This is a genomic window from Candidatus Leptofilum sp. (genome assembly GCF_965223525.1).
In the GTDB taxonomy this organism is placed as follows: Bacteria; Chloroflexota; Anaerolineae; order Promineifilales; family Promineifilaceae; genus Leptofilum.
The window spans coordinates 640366-658970 of record NZ_CBDCWX010000004.1; the positions used below are offsets into that span (position 1 = coordinate 640366).

An 18605-nucleotide genomic window follows, 5' to 3' on the forward strand; every position below is an offset into this window, starting at 1 on the left:
CCCCAATTGACAACTCCTCTGCGCTTTAATGCATTCATTAGCGAGCAAAGTACGTGGAGGATTTAAATGATAAAGCGCATTTGGCAGGTTGAAAAAAAGAGACGCATATTTTATTGGTTGGCTTTATCGGTGCTGCTTATGGGTACCGTGGTTTTTAGCCAGTTACAGGATTGGCCCGTGTCAGGATGTGCCGTTGGGCTTTTTGAGGAATCGCCTAAATTTTCATTGGAAACGGCCGTTCCTCCCTGTTGGTTACGCAATCAAATATTCAATGTTAGCGGGGCTAGCTCATGACGGTAGCTCAGCGGTTGATTTTGACGCTTTTACCGAGGCCGTGGGCAACGGCCGTTGTGCAGGAATCTCGCCAATGGCACATGCAATGCCGTTGTGGACACACTTTGTCGGTTTGGGACGTAGGTGGCATTCGCTTCAAAGCGAAGGGGACGCCGCGCCGATTGTGGCACTGTTCGGAATGCGGGCAACGCACTTGGCATCGCCTGGTCAAGCAAGAAAAAAGGAGATCAAGATGAAATCAATACACATTCGGCTGGCAACATTGGCAGATGTGCCCAACTTAAATCAGCTAATTATTGAATCTGTACAGCATTTAAATGCGCCCGATTATACGCCTGTGCAAATAAACAGTGCTTTGAAATATATCTATGGAATTGATTCCCAACTGATTGTGGACGGGACTTATTATGTGGCAGAGATGAACGGCCGTTTTGTAGGGTGCGGTGGTTGGAGTAAGCGGAGAACCTTATTTGGTGGCGACGCCGCTACCACCCGGCAAGATGACGCCGATTTGCTTAATCCGGAAGTGGACCCAGCCAAGATTCGCGCCTTTTTTGTCCATCCATTCTATGCCCGGCAAGGCATTGGCCGCGCCATCATGGCAGTTTGCGAAGCAGCCGCTGTGCGGGTCGGGTTCCGACAGTTAGAACTTATGGCAACGTTAACGGGTGAGCCACTGTATGCTGCAACTGGCTTCAAAGTTGTGGAGCGATTGGCGGTTGAGTTGCCGGATTCGGTTTCGTTTCCGGGCGTCCGTATGGTGAAAACGATTGTTCAACCCCATGCGGCCAACGCAAAATGGCAAAAATCGGCTGCGCTTTTTGTCATGTTATTACTCATGGTGGTCACCGTGTTAGCGCCTCATACCGGCACGGTAATCGCTGAAAATCCACAAATAAGTGAGGCGGTTGCGATTCAAAAGGCAGTGGAGGGCACTCTGGGCGAGAACTTTCTTATAAGCGAGATGGGAACGGCCGAAAATGTGTTTGCTAGGGATACGGCCGTTGCCCACAATCAGGAAAATGAATTTTTAGTTGTCTGGGCAGGAAATTTGGGCTGGAATGTAATCGAAAATGATTCTGACCAATACATTTTTGCCCGTCGTGTAAATGACCAAACCGGGGAACTTTTAGGGGTAAATTATATAAAAATCGGTGTAACCAATCAGCTAAATTCTCAGCCAGATGTTACCTACAACATGGTTGATGATGAATATTTTATCGTTTGGACTGCGGCACATTTAAGCACCGGTGAACATGAGATTTACGGCCAACGCCTCACCAAAGATGGTGAGCTGGTTGGTGTGCCCCTCCGTTTGAGCCAAATGGGACCAGAAGGAAATAGTCACTATGCTGCAATGCAACCGGCCGTTTCGCACACCACAGGTTTTTTAGACAATAACTATCTTGTCGTTTGGGTTGGTGATAACAATGCAGATAGTTTGGTCAACGATGAATTCGAAATTTTTGGCAGGTATGTCAATTTCAATAATGATCCAATATTGAGTGAAACAATCCGTATTAGCCAAACAGGTCCAGATGGCGATACGAATTACGCAGCCGCCGAGCCAGACCTGGTTTACGATATGCTGACAAAGCAATTTATGGTCGTATGGCGGGGAGATACTTCTGAACAAGTGGGAGAATGGGAGATTTACGGCCGTATTCTACACACCAACAGCACTGCCTTCGCTGGTCAGCAAGTTCGCCTAACCCACATGGGTACAGACAGCGCAACCGGGTACGATGCGGTGTAACCTAAAATCAGTGCTCGGCTCGGCACAATAACAGAATATTTCCTGGTATGGCGTGGCGACAAAGAGGATGAAGCAACAGTCAACAACGAGTATGAAATATTTGGCCAAAGATTAAGCACAGACAACAGTCCGGCTTATGGGAGCATTACGCTGGAAGGCGAGATGATGCAAATTAGCCAGCAAGGAGCACCCAGGGATGCTGCTTATGATGCCTATCACCCAGACGTGACCTACAATGTACTTCAGGATGAATATTTTGTAACTTGGTTAGGCAATGATACGGTTTCAGCTTGGGCGGTTTATGGTCAACGCATGCAGGCCGTAACGGGTAGCCTGACAGGAACCAATCAACGCTACCTAGAAAATGGAGCGGGCAATGCCGCTGTGCAACAAGGGCGAAGCACCTCTGTTGCTTTCAGCCCCGGCTCCCAAAATTACCTCATCCTCAGCGAAGCGGAGCACGGCAACCCAACAGAAAAAGGAAGTACAAATTCAGTTTATGCTCAGTTGGTTGATGGGCAAACTGGTAGCGAGACAGGCCCTAATGATTGGATTGTGAGCGATATGCGGTTCATTACAGATCATTATGGAAGCCGAGAAACGGCCGTCGCCTACAATCCACTTCAGCAGGAAATCTTTGTGGTTTGGCAAGCAAATAGTAATGAAGATGGCTTGCATCAATTTAAAATAGAAATTTATGGACAACGCATTGACGCCAATACAGGCGAAGCCATCGGCAATAGAATAAGAATAAGTCAACCCATTGAACCGACCAATAATTTACTTTCTTCGAGTGAACCAGCCGTGGCTTACAGTGAGGCAGCTAACGTTTATTTTGTTGCTTGGAGAGGGACTTATTTCATTGATGATGTCAGGCAAAATGAAATATACGGTGCACGAATATCTGCATTTACAGGCGTTGTGCTGGATGCCAACACCAGAATTAGCTTTATGGGGCCAAACGACGATGCTGATTATGGTGCTTTTGATAGACCAGATATTGTTTACAATTCAAAGACCCAGGCACTTTTAGTCGTCTGGGAAGGGAAAGATGATCACCCTGGATTGGCCAATAATGAAAAAGAGATTTATGGGCAGCAGGTCAATAGCCTGACTGGCACATTATTGGGTGACAACATTCGCCTTAGCTTTGCTGGCCCAGACGGCTCGGATGCCTACAGGGTGAGTGCTCCAAAAGCTGTTTATAATGAAATTGATAACCATTTTCTGGTTGTGTGGACGGGGGAAGACAATGTGCCTGGTCACGATACAGTTGGTGACGAGGTTTATGGTCAGGTTTTGCAGGGCGACACACTCGCCCATGTCGGCGATATGTTCCGAATTAGCTACACTGGGCCTGAAGAAGATTCTGATTATGAGGCAAAAAATACGGCCGTTACTTACAACAATATAGCCCAGGAATACCTTGTTATTTGGCAAGCCCCCGTTGCCGTAGAAGATGATTGGGAGATATTCGGCCAACGGATCGCAGCCCAAACCAGTCAACCAATTGGCAATAACTTTCGCCTTAGCCATACAGGTTCCGATGGGGATCCTGCCTTCAGGGCAACACGGCCGTCGCTAGCTTTTGATCCCGCCAAAAATAGCTATTTGGCGGTTTGGCAAGCGTATGAATTTTACGACAACGGGAATTATGACGGGGGAATATATGGACAATATGTGCAATCAAACGGAGCGACTTTGGGACTTGCCTTTCGCATAAGCCAGCCACCCATTCCAAACGCGTCTATCTTTTTTGATGTGCATATGCCAACAATTGTCTCAACTAACCTGGGTAATCGCTTCATTGCTTTCTGGGAAATGAACACCGTTCACGAAGCACTTTCCTATTGGGATACTGAAATATTCGGGCAGTTTTTGGGAGAGGCCACTGGGCAATACGATCTGTATTTACCTATGATCGTTCGCTAAGTTCATCTGATTGCCCTGGCAGATGCAAATAATAAATTTGGCAGGGCAATCAACCCAAAATCACATGAGTCGCTCGGCAAAGGCTCCACCAAATCCCATCCGATCCAACACCAAAATGGGCAGTACAAACAACCATACGCATAGACTGGCTGAGAGATGTTGCCAATGTTTTCAGTTCTAGTACAATATGCCCATTACCCAAGTCACAATGCTTGGATTATTTTACCAAACCTGCCTCTAGTGGAAGATTGTGTCACCTTGTCATCCCTTCACGTCCCCCCAAATGTCCCCTGTTTGACATCTACAATGAATATCCGTATAATGCTACCACCATATCGCCCATATCACCGTGGTTGACTGAGAAGAAGAGAAATCTCAACATGGCGTACAAGCGCAATAGCAAACAAAACTATAAACCCATTTTATAGCGAACCATCCTGTTGACTACTCCAGCAGCAGGTTGGTTTTTTTGCGTAATATAGTTGCAAAAACTTCAAATTTTTAAAAAGACAATCGCAAATTTGGCAGTATCGTCATTTTGTGGTTGCTTTGGTAGTTAATTGCCAGAGGCATTTGCCTTTGCAGTTGGTTTTTACTCAGTTCACGTCAAATTGAGCAAAACAGTTTGACAAATTCTTTACGAGGAGAATACCTATGAAGAAAACCTTATCTCTTATTTTATTGCTGTTCATGGCTGGCTTTGTAGCCGTTGCATGTTCAGCACCAGCCGAAGTTGTTGAAGTAACGCGCGTTGTTGAAGGCGACGCCGTTCCGGTTGAAGTAACGCGTGAAGTAGTTACAACCGAAACGGAAACCGTAACGGAAACCGTAACGGAAACCGTAACGGTCGTTGAAACAGTGGTTGTTGACCCCACCAGCGAAGAGGAAGCAAATCGCACTGGTGGTTGGTTGGACACCATCATCTTTGTTGAAGAGCCGAATCAGGACTCTGCTATTGCGCGTCTGGCTGCTGGCGACATTGACATGTTTGCCGATGACATTGGTGGGCAGGCTGCTGTGCAGGCTATCTCCGATGCTGGCAACATCACTGCTGTTACCCAGTACGGTCTGTATGACGAAATCTTCTTCAACAATGGCGTTTGCGCCGATGAAAACGTGTTGAACCCGTTCAACAATCGTGCCATCCGCGAAGCCATGAACTGGGCAATTGACCGTGACTTCGTAGCTGACGAGCTGTACGGTGGTTTGGCTGTACCGAAGTACACCACCATCTCTGAAGCTGGTGCTGACCGTGGTCGTTACGCAGCAGCCATTCGCTCCATCGAAGCTAAGTACGCTTACGACTTTGACAGAGCAAATGAAATCATCGCTGCTGAGATGGAAGGCTTGGGCGCTGAACTAGTAGACGGCAAGTGGAATTGGGCTGGCGAACCAGTAACGCTTATCTTCCTGATTCGTATCGAAGATACCCGTCTGGAAATTGGTAACTATGTTGCTAATCAGCTAGAAGAAATGGGTTTCACCATTGAGCGCGTTGAGCGTACCTCTGGTGAGCTAAGCCCGCTGTGGATTAGCTCTGACCCAGCAGAATGCCAATGGAATCTGTACACGGGTGCATGGAGTCAAACAGCTATCTCCCGTAGCGATACGGACAACTTTGATTTCTTCTACACCCCACGTGGTGTTCCGTGGCCGTCCTGGCAGGTTTACGAACCAACTGATGAGTTTGACGCACTTTCCCTGCGTCTGTTCAACAATGACTATGCCGACCTGGCTGAACGTGGTGCTTTGATGGAAGAAATTCTGCCATTGGCAGGTGAATTCTCCACCCGCGTTTGGGTAACCAGCCGTACCACACTGGTGCCTTACAGCGACGAAGTTGCTGTTACCACCGACTTGGCTGCTGGCGTAAGCGGTGCTGCTATCTGGGCTAAAACCGTTCGCTTCATTGACGAAGTTGGTGGTTCCATGACCATCGCTTTGCCCAGCGTTTTCACCGAACCGTGGAACCCGATTGGTGGTTCTAACTGGGTCTTCGATAACATGGTAAAACGTGCAATTGGTGAAAACGGGCTGTACACAGATCCTAATACGGGTATTGGTATCCCGGTTCGTATCGAGAGTGCAGAAGTTGTTGTACAAGAAGGCTTCCCGGCCAGCGTTTCCCCCTCCTCTGATTGGATTACGTTGAGCTTCGAGCCAGAAATTGTGGTACCAGACGATGCGTGGGCCGGTTGGGATGCTGTAAACCAGACATTCTTGACTGCTGCTGACGTTTATACTGAGACGCAAACGGCCGTATTCAAGAGCACTGTCACCTACCCGGCTGACCTCTTTGATACAATCACTTGGCACGACGGTAGCCCGTTGAGCCCAGCTGACTTCGTAATGGGCATGATCATCACCTTCGATCTTGGTAACCCCGACAGCCCGTACTACGACGAATCCTTAGCTCCAGACTTGGCTCAGTTCCTCTCCGCATTCAAAGGCACGCGCATCGTTTCTACTGATCCGCTGACCATTGAATACTATGCCGACAACGCTCAGCTTGACGCCGAAAATGTTGTTGTAACTTGGTGGCCAACCTACGACTTCGCTGATGGCGCATGGCACAACATGGCCTTGATGCTCAGTGGTGAAGCAAACGGTGGTTTTGCCTTTACACCTGACAAGGCAGAAGCAAACGAAATCGAACGGACCAACATGATTGCCGGCCCGTCTCTGGATGTGTTTGCAGCAGAGTTAGCCGCTGCTACAGAATCAGGGTTCATCCCCTATGCTGCAACTTTGGGCGATTACATCTCCGCTGACGAAGCTGCTGCTCGTTACGCTAACTTGTCTGAGTTTGCTCGTCGGTATGGTCATTACTATCTGGGTACAAACGTCTACTTCCTCTCCGGTGTATTCCCCGTAGAAGGTCAGGCAATCTTGACCCGCTACGAGCCACATCCAGACCCAGCAAACCGTTTTGCCGGCTTTGCTGCCCCTGCAATTGCAGAGGTTGAGGTTGATGGCCCAGGCCGTGTTACCATCGGTGATGAAGCTGCCTTCGACGTCTTCATTGACGTATTCGATGGCCCCTACGCTGCTGATGATATTGGCTCCGTAACCTACCTGCTCTTCGATGCAACTGGCGCCCAGGTTGAAGCTGGCGAAGCAACAGTTGTAGAAGATGGCCTTTGGGAAGTTGTTCTGAGTGCAGATACAACTGCCGCTCTTGAAGAAGGTTCCAATCGCCTTGAGGTAGTTGTCGTTTCTAATCTGGTAGCTTTGCCAAGCCTTGGTGAATACCAGTTCGTTACGGCTCCATAAAGTTAGTAAAACCTCGCTTTACTACATTGGGCATTTTTGTAAAAGAATGCCCAATGTAAACCTACTAAATAGGCATCTGCCAATTTAGACCTATATCAGGTTGGAGGTGGTTTGAAAACTGCTTCCAACCTGTTCTTTCTGTCCTATCTGTTAAGATATTAGCAAGGAAAGGGTAACTCTATGAGTCAGGAAGCCTTTAATCTCGATGTCGAAGTTGATGTTGAATCAATTGAATCTTCATCACGTCAAGCACGCACAGAAACGATCACGCGATTAGCCCGCTATACGATTTTAAAACTAGTGGCATTGTTTCTTACCGTTGTCGCTGGTGTATACATCACCATCCTCATTGCCAATATGGGTGGGCATGTAGACGAAATTCGTCGCGGTGTTATTCGTGAACAAACGGTACTTGCTTTAAGCGCAAACCTTGAGTTCCGCCAACTACCAGAAGAAGAACGAACCGCTATTTTGGAAGAACGCATTGCTTTAGCGGAACAACGGTTCGGGTTAGATCAGCCATTTATTGTACGCAGTTTTACGTATTTAACTGATGCCCTGACGCTTGATTTAGGTTTCTCTGAATTCTTGATGAGTGATAGTGGCTCTAGGTTAGTTCGTAATATTATTCTCGAACGGCTGCCGTCTACATTGGTGCTTTTCGGAACAGGGAACCTAATTTTGTTCTTTGCCAGCATCTCTGTGGGTTTAAGTCTGTCTAGGCGGTACGGTAGTTTTTGGGATAAATTTATATTAGGAATGGCACCAACCTCGTCTGCACCAGGTTGGTTTTATGGTTTATTCCTCATCTTGATTTTTGCCAGTATATTGGGTGTTTTGCCTTTTGGCGGCATGGTAGAAGCACCACCGCCAGAAAGCCGGGTAGACTACATGCTTAGCCTAATGCGCCATATGATCTTGCCCATATCGGCAATTGTCATCAATGCAGTCTTTTTGAATGCGTACACATGGCGTACCTTTTTCCTCATTTTCTCCAGTGAAGATTATGTGGATATGGCCAAAGCCAAAGGTCTTACGGATAGAATGATTGAACGTCGTTATATCTTAAGGCCCACTTTACCCAATATTGTGACGAGCTTTGCCTTTTTGCTCATCAATTTGTGGACGGGTGCTATTATTTTGGAAACGGTATTCAATTGGCCAGGCATTGGGCAGCTCTATTTTGCCGCTATTGGTGCGTTTGACACACCGGTTATTTTGGCAAATATTGTTGTTTATGCGTATCTCTTGGCATTAACAGTGTTCCTACTTGACTTTATTTACGCACTGGTTGACCCTCGCGTGCGAGTAGGGCAAAAAACGGAATAAGACTATGAAATCAATTCTGATTAACCTAAAGAGTATACGGCAATACCCTTCTGCTATTATTGGATTAATTATTATCGCTTTGCTTATCCTGACGGCGATAATAACACCCATTGCCATTCCATATAGCGAAGCCGTTCGGCTTTGGCGTGGGGGAGAGGATGTCTGGGCAGAATATCCCCGAAATGCGTGGCCCGTTTGGCAAAATTGGTTTAGTGATGTTCAACGTCCTGAAACCATTGTTTTTAAAAGCTCGGACGGGGATGGCAATGTTGTCATTGAAGATTTGTCTGAAGACACCCGTGAAGCCATTTATACCTATGAGTTTGATTATCAATATGATGAGTTTCCCCCAGAGCTGATCATATTCTTTGATGCAACCTTTGAAGAAAAACAGCCGCATGTGGAAATGACATGGCTAACTCCGGACGGCCGTGAGATTCGTGCAGGTGAGTTTTCTCCATCTGCATCATCTTCATTCCGCTTCTCACAAGATAGCCGCCTACAGCGCCGTCTAGAGCGTGCTACTGGCATTGATGAAGTAGCTGCCGAAAAAGGCTTGTTTGATGATCCTGAACAAGAAGGATTACAGGTTTTAAAGGGTAATTACCAACTCAAACTGTCTGTTTTGCTTTTTGAAGACAATTCAGAAGTTGAGACGACATTTGTAAGCTACGGCTTGGTTCATGGCCTTGCTGGAACAGATCATCGTCGGCGAGATTTAACGGTTGCTTTGCTTTGGGGAACGCCAATTGCAATGTCGTTCGGACTGATTGCTGCTCTAGGTACTACCGTATCTTCTCTTTGCATTGCGGCCGTAGGTGTTTGGTACGGTGGCATACTTGATGCCCTTATTCAGCGCATCACTGAAGTGAATAATATTATTCCTCTGTTGCCGATCTTAATTATGGTGGGAACCCTGTATTCTCGAAGTATCTGGCTAATGTTAGGCTTGGTAATATTATTTAGTATCTTTGGCCTTGCCATTAAAACATACCGAGCCACCTTCCTCCAGGTACGAGAGTTAGCATATATAGATGCTGCACGAGCTTATGGTGCAAGCAATACGCGCATAATCTTCCAGTATATGATTCCACGGCTTCTGCCTTTGGTCATTCCAGGCATTGTTTCGCTGGTTCCGGCGTTTGTATTTCTTGAAGCATCTTTGGCTATTCTGGGTCTTGGTGATCCTATTTTGCCAACTTGGGGTAAATTAATTTCAGATGCTCGAAATCAAGGTGCTTTGTTTAACGGTTTCTATTACTGGATTATTGAACCGGCAGCATTAATGATGTTTTGTGGCGTTGGCTTTGCGATGGTCGGTTTTGCCCTTGACCGAATTTTTAACCCTCGATTACAGGAGCTTTAATTGAATGGAATCAGAAAATAATGATCTCCTAATGGTAAAAGGCTTGCGTTTGCATTTTAAGGTAAGGGCAGGTGTTGTTCAGGCTGTAGATGGCGTTGATTTTAAGTTACCGAAAAATCAGGCAACAGTTGTTATTGGTGAATCCGGTTGTGGCAAAAGTTCATTAGCCAAGGCAATTTTGCGCTTGCTCCCGCGAAATGTGCATACATACGATGGTGAAGTGTGGTTGCATGATAAGGACATCATGCAATACAACACCGAATCATTCCGCCGCGAGGTGAGGTGGAAAAGAATTTCTATGGTACCTCAGGCAGCTATGAACGCCTTGAATCCCGTGATGCGAATTGGTGACCAGGTCGCAGAACCAGCGATGATTCATATGGGATTGTCTAAGGAAGAAGCACTAAAAAGTGCCCTGCAAATGTTTGAACATGTGGGTGTACCCGTAGATTTTTTGCATCGTTATGCCTTCGAGTTAAGTGGCGGTATGCGTCAAAGAGCAGCATTGGCAATGTCGCTCATTACGCTGCCGGATTTGGTAATCTTGGATGAGCCAACATCTGCTTTAGATGTGCTTACGCAAGCAAATATCATGAACTTGATGAAGCGAGTAAAGCAAGAATTGGAAACGAGCTTCATTTTGATTACCCATGATATTGCAACCTCTAGTGAATTAGCAGACAATGTTGCTGTGATGTATGCTGGTCAAATTGTTGAGGTTGGGGATGCACACAATTTCTTTAATGAGCCATTACATCCATATTCACAGAAATTAATGGCAAGTGTGCCTCGGTTGCGTGAAACCATTGAGCCAGAATTTATTACTGGACAACCACCAAGTTTATTGAAGCCACCAACAGGCTGCCGATTTGCTGACCGTTGCCCTGCCCGGTTTGAAAAATGTGATGAAGAGCCGCCCACTATTGTTCGAGAGGACATGCGTGAGGTTAAATGCTGGCTTTATGCATAATTGGTAATAGGAATAAAAAATGAGCGAAATGGAAAATGGTTTGAAACCCAGGACAAATGATGCAGATGAACCAATTTTGCAAATTGATGATTTGCATGTTTGGTATGAATTAAAGCGATTTGGCTTTGGTCACGCGGGTTATGTTCGGGCAGTGGACGGTGTTCAGTTTGATTTGAAGCAAGGCGAAGCAATGGCATGTGTGGGAGAAAGCGGTTGCGGTAAGTCTAGCCTTATGAAAACTATTTTAGGCCTTAATCGTCCAACAAAGGGTGATATTATTTTTGATGACCAGCGTTTGACAGAGACGTCTGGAGAAGATTTACGAATATATCGGTCGAAAATAGGATATGTTCAACAAGATCCTTTTAGTGCTTTGCCACCATTCATGACAATTCAGCGTATCTTGGAAGAGCCGCTGGTGATTAATGGAGTTGACAATAAAGAAGAACGACTGGAAAGAATTCGCAAGATTCTTGAAGAGGTTAAGTTAGCCCCAGTTGATGAAGTTTTACCAAAATTTCCGCATATGCTGAGCGGTGGCCAACAGCAACGTGTAGTGATTGCGCGGGCAATGATTATGGAGCCGAAGCTATTGGTGGCAGATGAACCTGTTTCAATGCTTGATGCTTCTGTTCGGGTTGAGATTTTGCGATTGTTACGCAATTTGCAGGAGAAGCACAATTTATCGGTCATTTATATTACGCATGACCTTTCTACAGTGCGGTATTTTTCTGAGTACATTTTTGTGATGTATGCAGGTGAAGTTATTGAGATCGCGGAGATGGAGGATTTGCTGGCTGACCCGAAGCATCCGTATACGCTTGCGCTTTTAGAAGCTTCATCTGACCCTGATGCCGATAATGCTTTGGTTATGCGTGAGGTTCCTCGTGGAGAACCGCCTAGTTTGGTGAATCCTCCACAAGGATGCCGGTTTAATCCTCGCTGCCCCAAAGTTATTGAGGGGCTATGTGATGTTAAGCGACCACCAAATGTGGAAGTTGCTCCTAATCATCGTGTAGCTTGTTGGTTGTTTGACGAGGAGGGCATGAATGCCGTTTAATCGAATGATTGGGGTTGGGTTTGTTTTGGTTCTGATTGGAGCTATTGTGCCATTTGTCATTGTCATTCGCCTTGTGGAATCCACTTTTTTCCTTAATTTTATCGCTTTTGCCGCTTCGGTTATAGGAATTTTTCTGGGGGTCATTGGGACTGCTATGCACGTTGGTGATAGCCGTCGGCGGCGTGAAAATGATTGGTATGAGGGTTAAGGCAACGGCCGTTTCCCACACTCCCTAGCCCCTAAAATCGGTTAAATTAGTTGATTCGATGCCACAGTTAGCTGTGGCATTTTATTTTTCTATTTGGTGTACGGCCGTTTCCACACCAACACCAATCTCTTGCACCATCTCTAAATTTTCACTGTTTTCAACGACGACTACAATGGCATACCTTGGCTGGGCGGCGGGCGTTAGTGCCAGGTACCATCCATTGCGGCTGTTTGGGCCAGATATAGCCAACACCATGAAACTCAGGTGTTCATCTGCAGTGAGAAGCTGGCGAATGTCGCGGGTGGCACGGCTGGTGACTGCATTGCCACTGCTTGCGGCGGCTGGTTGAGGCTGCATACTGCCATTTTCATCCTGGACGGCCGTTACCAACTGCGGTGTGGGTAAACGGCCGTCATTGCCCAATGCTGCTAATGCTTGTGCAACTTGCAAGGGCGAGACTGTGAGCGTATCTTGGCCAATGCCAGCTTGTAGAGGATCATTAAGCGGCTCAATTCCAGGAAGTTCGGTGTTTAGCGGCAATTCTGGGGGTGTTGCCAAGCCAAAGCGCAAAAAAATGTCATCCAGACCTGCCAGACCCAGCCTGTCCGCTAAATCTTGCATGGGGCCAGGGCAGCGGTAGCGGAGGACATCCGCCCAGGTTGGGTTTTCTGGTGGGGTGGTTTGGCATTGTTCTACTTCCTCGCTGACAGACACTGGGCGGTTTGCGTTCAGGACGGCACCGTCTAGCTGAATGCGGTCTGCATCTAAAGCTGCTGCCAAAATGAATGGTTGCAACACCAAACCGGGTTGGTATTGTCCCTGAACGGCCCGATTTAGTAGTGGCGCGGTTGCATCGGCAACTAAGTCATCAAAATTTTCATCTAGCAGGTTGGGGTTGTAGCCGGGATGACTGACCATTGCCAGGATATGCCCTGTTTCAACCTCTAGTAGCACAAGTGCTCCCTGTGCGTTGCCGAAGAGTGCTTCTGCTGTGGTTTGCAGGTTGGCGTCCAGGGCTAGCTGCACGTCGCGCCCAATTTGGGGTGCGTGGAATAGTTCGCGGTTGAGAACGGCCGTAAATCCCTCATCCTTGCCCCGCAAAATAGTATCAAATCCGGCCTCGATGCCTGCTGTACCATGCCGAAAGCTGTAATAGCCAACGGCTGGCCCAATGGCGGGGTACGGATAGTTTCGGACAAGCGCATCTGGTTCGCCGATGGTTTCTGCCAGCACCACGCCATTTCGGTCCAAAATTTGGCCGCGCTGGATGCGTAGCTCTGCTTCTACAAGCCGAGGATTGTCGTCGCGGGCCAGAATGGTGTCGCTACGCACGACGTTCCAAAAAACGAGCGACAGGGCGATAGCCAAGAAGCCCAGCAAGATGGCTCGCTGCATTTTGTGCAGTTGCGTTTGGGGCGACTGTTTATTCATCGAATAATTAGAGGTGGATTGGTTTGGTTTTGGTCGAAAGATAGAGTAACAAGCCCACCATCACATGGCTGATCATCATCGAACTGCCACCGTAGCTAACGAACGGGAGGGTGACACCTGTGAGTGGCAGTAGCTTGGTAACACCGCCCATAATGAGAAAGGCTTGGGCTGCCAACAAAATGGTGATGCCGGCCGCTAGATAACGGCGAAACGGCCGTTCTGCCAGCAAGGCCAACCGCATTCCCCGATGTGTTAGCAAAGCAAAAAGCCCTACAATACCTAGGCTGCCAATGAGTCCCCACTCTTCAGCGATAGCGGCAAAAGCAAAATCTGAATGAACAACCGGAATGTATTGAGGGAAGCCTTGCCCGATGCCTTGCCCCCAAATGCCCCCGGCAGCCACAGCATAGAGGGATTGCACAATTTGGAAGGCGCGGCCATCAAAATCGAGCCAGGGATTCCACCAAGCATCAATGCGTAATGTGACGAGGCTGAAGGCAAAGTAGGCAAATACACCTGCTAGCAGCAATAGCCCCACGCCACCAACCACCACACGCCAAGCGCCTGTTGCCAGATAGAGAAGGCTCAAAAAGAGAATGAAAAAGAGCGTAGCCGCACCTAAATCACGCTGCCATACCAGCAAAACCATGCAGAAGCCCCACATGAGCAGCAGAGGAGCCAGGTAAGAGATGTTTGGTAAACGGCCGTTCCCTTGTAACTGCCCCATGCTTTCCCGCTCGTCAAAATAGCTGGCCAGGAAGATGACTAGCAGCAGCTTGAGCAGTTCTGATGGCTGGAAGTAAACTGGCGTGAGGAATGGAATGGGCAGCCGTAGCCAATATTTTGCCTCGTCAAAATTAGCAGGATTAATGCCAAATAGCAGCGTGGCGACTAATAATGCAATACCAAGCAGCAGCAAGGTGTAGCGGTAGCGGCGCAGCCAGCGTAAATTTCGTGGCAAAATGGTGATGCTTACAAGTACGGCCGTTCCTAACACCACCCACGCCACTTGTCGCACCAAAAAATTGGGAGCCAGCCGGTCTTGCATCAGGATGCCCCAACCAGTTAGCAGACCAATTATCGGCAGCAAAAAGGGATCGTGGTTGGGCGCGTACTTGCGAAGGAGCCAAATGGCCGTGCCTTGCGCCAACAACCAGCAAAGTGGCCCCCAGAGTGTGCTGCCATCAATACGGCCGTGGCGGGCTAGCCCCAGTGCCAGGGCGTTGCTAAACACAAATAAAGCGGCAATGCAAAAAAGGATTGGTTCGGAACGGCCCTGTTCCGCATCAAAGCGAAGAGAAATAGATGAAAGGCTCGGCATAAAGTTGTGGCACGATTAGGAAGTTTGGGTGAGTTGGCGTTGTAGGTTTTGGATGCGCTCGCCGGCTCTTTGCTGAATTTGCTTGATTGCTTGATTTTGCTTTTCTATCATGCTGCGGGCATCTTTTAACTTGGCAATGGCTTGTTTAAGCTGAAGCTCACGCTCTACCAGCCGCGCTTGAATTTCTGCCAAATGATGTCCTTGTGCAGTGGCCTGGCTCAAATACCGATTTAGCTCAGTTTCACTGGATTCTAGCTGCACTTTTTGATCTTGAATAACAGTTTGCAGTCCCATATTTTGCTCTACCAGTTCTTCGTGGCGTTTGTTCCATTTGGCCTGTTTGGATTGCAAATCAGCTTGCGTATCGGTAACGGCCGTTTGCATTTCTGCCACTTTGTCTGTCTGCAGTTGCAACTCAGCTTCTAACTTGGTTAGATGGTCAGCCTGGTCTGCCACTGCTTTTTCGGCAGAAGTGGCGGTCGCCTGGCTTGCTTCCAGCTCCGCTTTATACCACAAAACACGCTCAAAATGAGCATGTTCAGCATCTGCTAATTCTGCTTCTAGCTGGCTAATTTGCTCATTCGCTTCGGCTAGCTGCTCAATCTTAGCCAACGGATCGGCACTTTTTTCACGAAGCTCAGTTAACTCGTTCAGCACTTTTTCCAGCTCTGTTTCGGCGGCTTTGCGCTGCTCCCGCTGCATTTCCAAAACAGAATTGCTTTCCTCAGCCTGGTTTTCCATCTTTTGCAGCTCGGCTTCTAACTCTTCCACTTTCTTTTCAGTGATTTCGGCTAATTCTTGCCAGCGAATGAGCGATTCTTCTTGCTCGGACGTGTGGACGAGGCTGGCTTTGTGGGCAACCTCCAAGCTGTGGATACGGTCGCGCAAGGTGTTGATTTCACCCACGGCCGTTTCTAGCTCGCTGTCTACGGCCGTTTTGTCCGATTGAAGTTGGGAATGGCTGTTTTGTAACTGGGTGTGTTGCTGCCGTAGATTTGTCAATTCGTCATTTTGCTCAGTCATTAAATCGCGGGCAATGCCCAGTTCATTGGTTTGCCGCTCTACCTGGCTTTTGCGGTGGCGCAACGCCTCTTGCGCTTCATCTAGCTGCGTTTGCTTCGTGGTTAGTTCCGTACGTAGCTCTGTTAGCTCTTGTTTTAGATTCGCAATGGTGCTGGTAGATTCCCCCGCCAATTCCGTTAGGCGACGCTGAAAGTCTTGCTCAAGCTCGGCGCGTGCTGCCAAAGACATGGCCGCCTGCGCTTGTAGGTGATGCAATGCTTCAATTTGGGCTTCGTTCCGATTGAGCAGTTGGCCTTCAGGTAGGTCAGGCGCGTTTTCGTTTCGGGTAAGATTGCTATCATCGGGCAGGTGACCGTTTTCTGCCAGAGTTGCATAATCAGCCTCATCCACGCTGCTGATCCAGCCATGAATGTTGCCGCCGCTCAGAACCATAAGCTCTACGGTAAAAACATCCCCTAAAATTTGGCCACTTTTTTCAACGCGAATATCATGGCAAACGGCCGATCCAGTGAGTAAACCAGCCACCATCAAGCGGGGTGCAAAGACGTTGCCAACCAACGTTGCTCCTTCCTGAATAGCGACGGGTTGATCAGTGTGAATATCCTCAACGTGGTAGCCAACAATTTCCAGCCAGGTTTGCCCGCGCCGCCAAAAGCGCAGCCGGTCTAGCAAGCCTTGACCATTTGGTTCTGCGTTGGGTTCGGTTGCCGGCTCATCGGTTGGTATGAGTGTGCCGTCAGGCGTTGTGGATTCTTCTGTTACAGTCATAGCCAAAAAAATGTACCATGCCATTATAGCAGGGGAATGCTTAAGATGATACTGAAAAGAACGGAACAATGGGTGAAACGGCCGTTAACTCTGCCAAATTCGCCAAAAGTTTGGTTTGAATGAGTAATGATGCCCAAGATATTGAGTATTTAGAACACATGTGCTATTATGGGCAGCCGTTTGGGTGTGGAGTTATCAACTAGGAAGGCCAGGCAGTACGGCCGTTTAGCAAACCACAAAAATATAATCAGGGAGAACTACAATGGGTGAAAATGGACTCATCGTTGCCTTCTTTGCCCTGGCGTTTTTGGCCTTCTGCCTTACGGCCGTTGCCCTTTATGCCCTCAGCCAGAGCAAAGATGATATTGCCGACAACAGCGTCAACGGATTACGCAATTTGCACATGGGCAGTGTGCAAAAACTACCAGCTGACGAACCGGAAAATGACCAAACAGATGATGGAGCTGATTTTCAATCTGGATCGTAGCCGCCTAGAAGGGGCATCAAGACGATGTAAGCCGTGATGGTTTGGGCATTTAATCCTGAACAGGCAGATTTTCCGGTAGCGTGAACCAAAAACAACTGCCGCTTCCTTCCGTGCTTTCAACGCCCACCTTGCCGCCGCTTGTTTTGACAATGCGGCTAACAATGGACAAGCCAAGCCCTTCTCCCCGTATTTTTTTGGAAGTAACGCGGGTATGCGCTTTAAACAAGCGCTTCTGATCAATTTTTGAAATACCTGGGCCGTTGTCAGCAACCCAAAAGCGCACCATCCCATTTTCTTCTGGTGCATATCCGATCTGTAACACAGGTGGTTCGCCATCTTTACTGCCATATTTTAGGCCGTTACTCAAATAATTTAGCCACACTTCTTCAATCCATGGTGCATAGCCAACGGCCGTTGGCCAGCTTTCGGGCAACTTAATAACCGCCTGGGTTTCCCGAATCTGATAGCGAAGTCGCTTGAATACTTCTGCAAGGATGCGCTTGTTGTCTAGCAAATTTGCCTGAATATTTTCGGAGCGCATACTGGCTAAAAATAGCAGTTCGGTGATGACATTGTTCATCTTGTAGCCGCTCTGCATAATTTGGTCCACCGCTTGCTTGGCAGGTATGCTTAACTCTTCTTGGTAATGGGAATCTACCAGGCTGGCATACCCTACCATCTGGCTGAGCAATCCTTGAATTTGGTGGGCTACTGTGTGGGCAAAATCGTTGAGTGCCAAATTTTGGTCTTGTAGATTCTCGGCTCGATGATGCAGTTCTAGCATGAGCCGGTGTCTTTCAATTGTGTAGTGGATTGTTCTGAGCAATAAATTGGTGCTGAGATCGCTTTTAGACAAATAATCTTGGGCCCCTATTTGTACTGCTTCCATGATGGTTTGATGTTCGGTCTGGTCGCTTAAAAGAATGACAGGTGTTTTGGGGTGACTTTGCTTTAGTTTGGAGAAAGCGTCTAAACCTGTGGCATCTGGCAAATAAAGGTTTAGCAATATGACATCATAGGGGTCTTGGCGGCGTTGGTTTAAGGCATCTTGCAGCCGGGGGACGGCCGTTACGTGAATATTTGCCAGCATCGAGTTAGAAACGGCCGTGCGGTGCAACAATCTCTGCACGATCTGTACATCGTGTGGATTGTCTTCAATCAGCAATACGTCAATTTGGCTTTTATTGCTCATAATTTAGTAATACTGCACTTATTGAGGGAAATGCCCGCCAAAATATATTAGGGTAAAAATCTGTCAGCGCAAATAGCATTTATCGTGCAAGGAACTGTCTTTTGCACAATAGCCGAACGAATCAACAGAATCAATCCCTGGTAGCTAACCAGGTGCAAAACGCTGTTGACAAGGCATCTGTTCCGAGGCAAAATA

At 47.7% G+C, this 18605-nt stretch carries 15 protein-coding genes; 11 read left to right on the top strand and 4 right to left on the bottom strand.

The features are described 5' to 3' along the window. Positions 1–66 precede the first annotated feature (66 nt). The 10 genes from ACOQPM_RS02970 to ACOQPM_RS03015 all read left to right on the top strand — a co-directional run bounded on the left by ACOQPM_RS02970 (position 67) and on the right by ACOQPM_RS03015 (position 12188). A complete protein-coding gene (locus tag ACOQPM_RS02970) occupies positions 67–294 on the top strand; it encodes a hypothetical protein (RefSeq protein ID WP_420627739.1) in 228 nt (75 codons plus the stop codon). Then, on the top strand, positions 291–530 hold the full coding sequence (locus ACOQPM_RS02975) for a hypothetical protein (RefSeq protein ID WP_420627740.1): 240 nt from the start codon (positions 291–293) through the stop codon (positions 528–530). Before ACOQPM_RS02970 ends, ACOQPM_RS02975 begins: the two co-directional genes overlap by 4 nt. Further along, complete coding sequence (locus tag ACOQPM_RS02980) at positions 527–2050, top strand: GNAT family N-acetyltransferase (RefSeq protein ID WP_420627741.1); 1524 nt, start codon at positions 527–529, stop codon at positions 2048–2050. Before ACOQPM_RS02975 ends, ACOQPM_RS02980 begins: the two co-directional genes overlap by 4 nt. Positions 2051–2212: 162 nt before the next feature. Beyond that, complete coding sequence (locus tag ACOQPM_RS02985) at positions 2213–3982, top strand: hypothetical protein (RefSeq protein WP_420627742.1); 1770 nt, start codon at positions 2213–2215, stop codon at positions 3980–3982. Between the two features lie 654 nt (positions 3983–4636). Then, entirely contained in the window at positions 4637–7255 is a 2619-nt protein-coding gene (locus tag ACOQPM_RS02990) for an ABC transporter substrate-binding protein (protein ID WP_420627743.1), read from the top strand. 180 nt (positions 7256–7435) lie between these two features. Further along, positions 7436–8584 carry an ABC transporter permease gene (locus ACOQPM_RS02995; RefSeq protein ID WP_420627744.1) on the top strand — a complete coding sequence of 383 codons (1149 nt, stop codon included), beginning with the start codon at positions 7436–7438 and terminating at the stop codon, positions 8582–8584. 4 nt (positions 8585–8588) lie between these two features. Continuing rightward, positions 8589–9950, top strand: a complete 1362-nt coding sequence (locus ACOQPM_RS03000; RefSeq protein ID WP_420627745.1) for an ABC transporter permease — start codon at positions 8589–8591, stop codon at positions 9948–9950. Positions 9951–9954: 4 nt separating this feature from the next. Continuing rightward, positions 9955–10920 carry an ABC transporter ATP-binding protein gene (locus ACOQPM_RS03005; protein ID WP_420627746.1) on the top strand — a complete coding sequence of 322 codons (966 nt, stop codon included), beginning with the start codon at positions 9955–9957 and terminating at the stop codon, positions 10918–10920. 19 nt (positions 10921–10939) lie between these two features. Next, positions 10940–11980 (top strand): ABC transporter ATP-binding protein, encoded by a 1041-nt coding sequence (locus ACOQPM_RS03010; RefSeq protein ID WP_420627747.1) that lies wholly within the window; start codon positions 10940–10942, stop codon positions 11978–11980. After that, positions 11970–12188 (top strand): hypothetical protein, encoded by a 219-nt coding sequence (locus ACOQPM_RS03015; protein WP_420627748.1) that lies wholly within the window; start codon positions 11970–11972, stop codon positions 12186–12188. Before ACOQPM_RS03010 ends, ACOQPM_RS03015 begins: the two co-directional genes overlap by 11 nt. An 81-nt stretch (positions 12189–12269) precedes the next feature. On the opposite strand, the gene ACOQPM_RS03020 is transcribed toward ACOQPM_RS03015, so the two are convergent. The 3 genes from ACOQPM_RS03020 to ACOQPM_RS03030 are packed head-to-tail and all read right to left on the bottom strand — an operon-like array spanning position 12270 to position 16731. Then, positions 12270–13619, bottom strand: a complete 1350-nt coding sequence (locus ACOQPM_RS03020) for a penicillin-binding transpeptidase domain-containing protein (protein ID WP_420627749.1) — start codon at positions 13617–13619, stop codon at positions 12270–12272. 7 nt (positions 13620–13626) lie between these two features. Continuing rightward, on the bottom strand, positions 13627–14940 hold the full coding sequence (locus ACOQPM_RS03025; RefSeq protein ID WP_420627750.1) for an FtsW/RodA/SpoVE family cell cycle protein: 1314 nt from the start codon (positions 14938–14940) through the stop codon (positions 13627–13629). Between the two features lie 15 nt (positions 14941–14955). Continuing rightward, complete coding sequence (locus ACOQPM_RS03030; protein WP_420627751.1) at positions 14956–16731, bottom strand: polymer-forming cytoskeletal protein; 1776 nt, start codon at positions 16729–16731, stop codon at positions 14956–14958. 262 nt (positions 16732–16993) lie between these two features. Here ACOQPM_RS03030 and ACOQPM_RS03035 point away from each other — a divergent pair, with 262 nt between their 5' ends. Continuing rightward, the gene (locus ACOQPM_RS03035) at positions 16994–17218 is read left to right on the top strand and encodes a hypothetical protein (RefSeq protein WP_420627752.1); all 225 of its coding nucleotides are present in this window, start codon (positions 16994–16996) and stop codon (positions 17216–17218) included. Positions 17219–17267: 49 nt separating this feature from the next. Here ACOQPM_RS03035 and ACOQPM_RS03040 read toward each other — a convergent pair whose 3' ends face one another. Then, positions 17268–18410: an ATP-binding protein gene (locus ACOQPM_RS03040; protein ID WP_420627753.1), complete on the bottom strand. Its 1143-nt coding sequence runs from the start codon at positions 18408–18410 to the stop codon at positions 17268–17270. Between the last annotated feature and the right edge of the window lie 195 nt (positions 18411–18605).